The sequence below is a fragment of the Kineococcus glutinatus genome (assembly GCF_039542765.1).
In the GTDB taxonomy this organism is placed as follows: domain Bacteria; phylum Actinomycetota; class Actinomycetes; order Actinomycetales; family Kineococcaceae; genus Kineococcus_A; species Kineococcus_A glutinatus.
On the sequence record NZ_BAABIL010000169.1, the window covers coordinates 1 to 6,594 of the forward strand.

Consider the following 6,594-nt stretch of genomic DNA (forward strand, 5'->3'; position numbering starts at 1 on the left):
GCCGCCCACTCCAGCAGCACCGGCTCGATCTCCACGACGTCGACGCGCCGCACCCGCGGGTCGGCCAGCGCCTGCGCGGCGGTGAAGCCGAGGCCGAGACCGCCCACCAGCACGTGCAGGGGTCGCTCCGGCAGCGCTCGCAGGGCCTGCGCGGCCAGCGCGCGTTCGGTGCTGGCGTCCTCGGTGTCCATCAGCAGCACCCCGTTGACGAGCAGTTCCCGCCCACCGGGGCCGCCGGGACCGGTGCGCAGCACCACCTCGCCGAGCACCCCGCGGGCGCGCGCCAGGACCCCCACGGCCAGTTCCCCCGTCTCCGGTTCCACCTGTTCGGGCGGGGGCCAGCATGCCGGTGCCGCGGTGCGGACCGTCCGGCGGGCCCCGTCGCGACGGTGGCGGGAGGGGTTCCGCGGAAATGTGATGCGCCTGTGACCCGGTGGTGATCTCGGGCTTCCGGGTGGCGCGGATCACAGGTTGGGGGAACCCTGAGCCCAGCTATCGAGATCGCGGACGGTGAGGTCGCGTTCACCGGTAGCTGTGGCGAGACGGACGACGACGACCGGATGAGCCTGGAGGAGCAGTGGATCACAAGCGTGCGTCGGGTAGCGGAGCCGTGCGCCCGCGCCGGTCGGGGCGCCGGGTGGGCGCAGCGGCGACGGCCGTGCTGACCGCGGCGACGCTCGCCGGGTGCGGCGGCGACAGCGCGGCCCGGACCGGGACCCCGACCCTGACCTGGTACATCAACAACGCCTTCGACGCGGCCATCGGCCAGCGCTGCTCCGAGGAGGCGGAGGCCTACGACATCCGCACGGAGCAGCTGCCCAACAACGCCGCCGGCCAGCGTGAGCAGATCCTGCGCCGCCTGGCGGCCAACGACACCTCGATGGACATCCTCAGCCTCGACCCGCCGTACATGCCGGAGCTGGCCGAGGCGGGTTTCCTGCGCGCCTACACGCAGGAGGAGGCCGCGGAGTTCTCCGAGGGCGTCCTCGACGGCCCGCTGGAGCAGTCGCTGTACGAGGACACCATGTACAGCGCCCCGTTCTACGCCAACGTGCAGCTGCTCTGGTACAAGGAGGCGGTCGCCGAGGAGGCCGGCCTGGACATGACGCAGCCGGTCACCTGGGACCAGCTGATCGACGCCGCGGAGCGGACGGGCACGACCGTCGCCGTGCAGGGCCAGCGCAACGAGAGCCTCATGGTGTGGGTCAACGCCCTCGTGCAGTCCGCCGGGGGCACGATCCTCGACCCGGCCAGCGAGGGGGCCGAGGCCGACGCCGTCGCGGCCACCATCGACGGCGAGGCCGGGGTGGCGGCCGCGGAGATCATGCGGCGCATCGCCGACTCGCCCGCCGCGCCGGCCGCCATGAGCACCGCGGCGGAGGAGAACTCCCGCGCCGCGTTCCAGGAGGACGACGGCGGGTTCATGGTGAACTGGCCGTACGTGTGGAACGCCTTCGCCTCCGCCCAGGAGACCGGTGCGCTGCCGGCGGGCTTCCAGGACGGCGTCGCCTGGACCACCTACCCCCGGGTGGACGCCGACACCCCGGCCGCCGTGCCGATCGGCGGGGCGGGCATCAGCATCGGGGCGTTCACCCGCTACCCCGACCTCGCCGTGGACGCCGTGCGCTGCCTGCGCTCGCTGGAGAGCCAGAAGGAGCACATGCTCACCGGCGGCGAGCCGGCCACGAACTCGGCGGCCTTCGAGGACCCCGAGATCCGCGAGGCGTTCCCGATGTGGGAGGCCATCCGCGCCGGCCTCGAGGACGCCGCGCCGCGTCCCATCTCGGCGTACTACGGCGACGTCACCGGCGCGATCCAGCAGACCTACCACCCGCCGACCGACCTCGACCCCACCACGACGCCGAAGGAGGCCGCCGACCTCATCGAGGGCGTCCTCTCCAACGAGCAGCTCCTCTAGGAGGCCCGAGTGAGCACCACGGTCCCCGCCGCCGCGGGGGAGGTCACCGACGACCTCGCCGTCATCCACCACGGGCGCCCGCGGCTCAGCGACCGCGCCCGCCACGAGCGCCGCCTCGGCTGGTTGCTCGCCGGGCCGGCCTTCATCGTCATGGTCGCCGTGACCGGCTACCCGATCCTCAACGCGGTCTGGCTCTCGCTGTTCGACTACCGGCTCACCAACCCCGACGGGCGGGAGTTCGTCGGGCTGGGCAACTACGGCATGATCCTCAGCGACGGGCTGTTCTGGCGGCAGTTCGGCGTCACCTCCGCGATCACCGTGGTCACCGTCGCCGTCGAGTTCGTCATCGGCTTCGCCCTGGCCATGGTCATGCACCGCGCGCTGGTGCTGCGCCGCTCGCTGCGGACGGCGATCCTCGTGCCCTACGGGATCGTCACCGTGGTCTCCGCCTACGCCTGGCAGTACGCCTTCACCCCGGCGTACGGGTTCGTCAACCCGATGCTGAACCTCGACGACTACAACTGGTTCGGCTCGACGGTGCCGTCCGTGGCGGTCATCTGCCTGTCGGAGATCTGGAAGACCACGCCGTTCCTGTCGCTGCTGCTGCTGGCGGGCCTGGCGCAGATCCCCGAGGACTACCTCGAGGCGGCCAAGGTGGACGGCGCGACGGCCTGGCAGCGGTTCCGCAGGGTGATCATGCCGAACATGAAGGCCGCCATCATGGTCGCCCTGCTGTTCCGCACCCTGGACGCCTTCCGCATCTTCGACAACGTCTTCGTCATGACCCAGGGTGCCCAGGGCACCGAGACGCTGTCGTTCCTGGCCTACCGGCAGACGATCTCCCGGGTGCAGATCGGCCTGGGGTCGGCGGTCAGCGTCATCCTCGCGGTCCTCGTGGTCCTGATCGCGGTGATGTTCGTCAAGGGCTTCAAGACGAACCTGTCGCAGCAGAGGGGATGACGATGACCACCACGGCAGACCGCCCCGCCAGCGCGCCGCAGCTGGCCACGACGGGCACGGGCAGCGCGAGGTCGCGCGGGGGGGAGCGCCGGCGCCAGGTCGCATGGGTCGCCGCGGCGGTGGTCATCATCGCCTACGCGCTGATCCCCGTCCTGTGGATCCTGTCGCTGTCCTTCAAGGAGGGCGACGACATCAACAACCAGCGCTTCTGGCCCAGCGCCCTCAGCCTGGAGAACTACCGCATCGTCCTGTCCTCCGACATCTTCCTCACCGCGCTGCGCAACTCCGTCGGCATCGCCGCCATCGCCACGACCGTCTCGGTCGTCCTGGCGACCCTGGCCGCCTACGCCGTCGCGCGGCTGGAGTTCCCCGGCAAGAAGGTCATCCTGGGCTCGGCGCTCGCGATCACGGTGTTCCCGATCATCTCGATCGCCACCCCGCTGTTCAACCTGTGGCGGACCGTCGGCCTCTACGACACGTGGCTCGGGCTGATCATCCCGTACCTGTCCTTCTCCATCCCGCTGTCGGTCTACATCCTCTCCGCGTTCTTCCGGGAGATCCCCTGGGAGATGGAGCAGGCCGCCCAGGTCGACGGTGCCACCGCCTGGCAGGCCTTCCGCAAGGTGATCGTCCCGCTCGCCGCGCCGGGCGTTTTCACCGCCGCGATCCTCACCTTCTTCGCGATCTGGAACGACTTCGTCTTCGGCATCACCCTGACCTCCACGGAGGCCGCCCGGCCGGTCCCCGCGGCGCTCGCCTTCTTCAGCGGGGCGAGCCAGTTCTCCCAGCCGACCGCGCCCATCGCCGCGGCGTCGGTCCTGGTCACCATCCCCGTGATCGTCCTGGTCCTCCTCTTCCAGCGGAAGATCGTGGCCGGGCTCACCAACGGCGCAGTGAAGGGCTGAACCCATGGCAGCGATCGACATCGACCACCTCGTCAAGGAGTACCCCAACGGCTTCCGGGGGGTGAACGACGTCAGCCTGCAGATCGCCGACGGGGAGTTCGTCATCCTCGTCGGGCCCTCCGGGTGCGGGAAGTCGACCCTCCTGCGGATGATCGTCGGCCTGGAGGACATCACCGCCGGGGAGCTGCGGATCGGCGGGCAGCGCGTCAACGAGAAGGCGCCCCGCGACCGCAACCTGTCCATGGTGTTCCAGAACTACGCGCTCTACCCGCACCTGTCCGTGCGGGAGAACATCGCCTTCCCGCTGCGGCTGAAGAAGGGCGTGCCCGAGCGGGAGATCCAGCAGCGCGTCGACGAGGCCGCCGGGCTGCTGGAGCTGGGGGAGCTGCTGGAGCGCAAGCCGGCCCAGCTGTCCGGTGGCCAGCGCCAGCGCGTGGCGATGGGGCGCGCCATCGTCCGGCAGGCCGACGCGTTCCTCTTCGACGAGCCGCTGTCCAACCTGGACGCCAAGCTGCGCGGGCAGATGCGCAGCGAGATCTCCCGGATGCAGCGGCGGCTGGGGACCACCACCGTCTACGTCACCCACGACCAGACCGAGGCCATGACGCTGGGCGACCGGGTGGCGGTGCTGCGCAAGGGCGTGCTGCAGCAGGTGGCCTCCCCCCGCGAGCTCTACGAGCAGCCGGTCAACCTCTTCGTCGCAGGCTTCATCGGGTCCCCGCCGATGAACTTCCTGCCCGCCCACGTGCGCGGCGACCAGCTCGACACGCCGTTCGGGCCGATCGACCTGGACGAGCGGCGCGCCGCGGCGGTGGCCGGCCACGACCTGCTGCTCGTCGGCATCCGCCCGGAGTACTTCGAGGACGCCGGCATGGTCGACGAGGTCAAGCGCCCCGTGGGCACCACCTTCCGGGCGCAGGTGGATTTCACCGAGTGGCTGGGGGACTCGCAGTACGCCTACATCCCCTTCGAGGCCGAGGCGGAGGTGCGCGACCGGCTGCGGTCGCTGTCGCAGGAGCTGGACAGCGACCAGCTGCGCACCCAGGCGGTGGTGTCCATCGACGCGGCCAGCCGCATCCGGGAGGGCCGTCAGGCGGAGTTCTGGGTCGACACGCGCAAGATGCACGTCTTCGACCCGCGCACCGGGGACAACCTCACGCGCGACGCCGAGGCCGGGGCGGAGCTGACCCGGCAGGTGCAGCACGACCGCGAGGAGGAGGCGGGGGCGGCCCGCGGCGGGGCGCCGGCGGTCATCGACGTCCGCGGCCAGGGCGCGCACCAGGCGGCCCGGCCGGGCGACGCGATCGGCTGAGCGGGGCGGTGCGCAGGCTCCCGGCCGGGTGGGGACCCCACCCGGCCGGGAGCGCTCCGTGAGCGGATGGGAACGCTCCGAGGTCGACGGCGAGGCGTGCCCCCCACCTGTCCGGCACGGCCCCCCGGCGGAGCTATCGTGCGCTGCACGCGGGCCGTCGGGAGTCCCGCGGCCTGGTTCCCGGAGCGGCGAGAGGCGGAACGTGGTCGGAGACGCTCTGCTGCGGCTGCGCACGCACCGCGACGGCAGCCCGTCGGTCCTCGACCCCACCGCGTCCCCGGCCGTCGAGATCGGCCCGCCCCGCCGGCCGGAGCCCGGTCCGTTCCCCGCCGTCGGGCCCGCGCTGCGCACCAGCGTCCACCGCGACCCCCGGGCGCTGCCCGCCGAGGCGTGGCGCGAGCTGCTCGCCGCCGCCGGGGCCCCCTTCTTCGCCGGTCCCGACTGGCTGCTGCCCGTGCACGAGCACCTCGGCGCCGGCACCCCGCTGCTCGTGGCGATCCGCTCCAGCGGCCGCCTCGTCGCGCTCGGCGCCTTCAGCGTCCGCGGCGGCACGCGCCGGCCCGTCCTGACGTTCCTCGGCAGCGGGGCCAGCGACTACGCCACCGTCCTCGTCGCCGGCGCGCGCGTCGTGCAGGGCAGCGCCCTCGTCGACGCGGTCCTCGACGCGGCGGTGGCCGCCGTGCCCGGCGCGCTGCTGGACCTGGAGCAGGTCCGCGCCGACGACCCCCTGCTGTCCGACCTGCGCTCGTGGGCGCAGCGGCGCGGGTACGGGCTGCGGGCGGTGCAGCAGGCCGTCTGCACCGCCCTGCTGCTGCCCGCCACCGTCGCCGAGCACGACGCCGCCCTGCCGCCCGCCGTGCGCCGCGGCGAGCGCCGCCAGCTGCGCCGCCTCGCCGAGCGGGGCGAGGTCCGGCTCGTCGAGGACCTCCTCGCCGGTGCCGACGTGGCCGCGCTCGTCGCGGAGCTGGCCGCCGTCGACGACGACCACCCCCGGGCCGCGCAGCGGCACCGCCCGTGGCAGGAGGCCTCCGGGGCGCTGCTGGCCCACGTGCTGGCCACCGCGCCCCGCGACCAGGTGTGGCTCAGCGGGCTGCGGGTGGGTGGCGAGCTCGTCGCCTACAACCTCTGCTTCGCCGCCGGTCGCACCGTGCTGGGCTACCTGCAGTCCTACCGCGCCGGCTACGCGGCCGCCGGGCCCGGCTCGCTGCTGCTGCTGGCGGTGCGCCGGCGGTGCACCGCCGCAGGGCGCGCCGAGCTGGACATGCTCCGCGGTGAGGAGGACTACAAGCAGCGCCTCGCGCCGGGCGCGGTGCGGGTGCGGGCCAACGTGCGCGTCACGATGGCGCCCCAGCACCGCAGCGCCCTGCCCGCCGTCCTCGACCGGGCCGTCCTGCTGCGCCGCACCTACCGCGACGAGGTGCGTGCCAGCGCGGTGCTCAGCCGCTGCGCCGACGGGCTCGGCGCGGTCTCCGCAGGTGTCGCCACCGGGCTGGCCAGGG

5 protein-coding genes and 1 pseudogene are annotated in these 6,594 nt (G+C 73.1%); 5 read left to right on the plus strand and 1 reads right to left on the minus strand.

What is annotated here, in order from left to right:
• Positions 1-323 (minus strand): annotated as a pseudogene (locus ABEB16_RS07310) (spermidine synthase); the annotation flags it as partial.
• Between the two features lie 314 nt (positions 324-637).
• Here ABEB16_RS07310 and ABEB16_RS07315 point away from each other — a divergent pair.
• The 5 genes from ABEB16_RS07315 to ABEB16_RS07335 all read left to right on the plus strand — a co-directional run.
• The gene (locus ABEB16_RS07315) at positions 638-1,918 is read left to right on the plus strand and encodes an extracellular solute-binding protein (RefSeq protein ID WP_345711602.1); all 1,281 of its coding nucleotides are present in this window, start codon (positions 638-640) and stop codon (positions 1,916-1,918) included.
• A gap of 9 nt (positions 1,919-1,927) precedes the next feature.
• Entirely contained in the window at positions 1,928-2,878 is a 951-nt protein-coding gene (locus tag ABEB16_RS07320; RefSeq protein WP_425560127.1) for a carbohydrate ABC transporter permease, read from the plus strand.
• A 2-nt stretch (positions 2,879-2,880) separates the two neighbouring features.
• Complete coding sequence (locus ABEB16_RS07325; protein ID WP_345711603.1) at positions 2,881-3,783, plus strand: carbohydrate ABC transporter permease; 903 nt, start codon at positions 2,881-2,883, stop codon at positions 3,781-3,783.
• A 4-nt stretch (positions 3,784-3,787) separates the two neighbouring features.
• A complete protein-coding gene (locus ABEB16_RS07330; protein WP_345711604.1) occupies positions 3,788-5,095 on the plus strand; it encodes an ABC transporter ATP-binding protein in 1,308 nt (435 codons plus the stop codon).
• Positions 5,096-5,297: 202 nt separating this feature from the next.
• A partial coding sequence (locus ABEB16_RS07335) for a GNAT family N-acetyltransferase (protein WP_345711605.1) occupies positions 5,298-6,594 on the plus strand: 1,297 nt, incomplete at its 3' end.

Bases quoted from the DNA above. Each gene is read 5' to 3' on its own strand.
- ABEB16_RS07330 (WP_345711604.1), top strand. From the start codon at position 3,788: ATGGCAGCGATCGACATCGACCACCTCGTCAAGGAGTACCCCAACGGC.
- ABEB16_RS07325 (WP_345711603.1), top strand. From the start codon at position 2,881: ATGACCACCACGGCAGACCGCCCCGCCAGCGCGCCGCAGCTGGCCACG.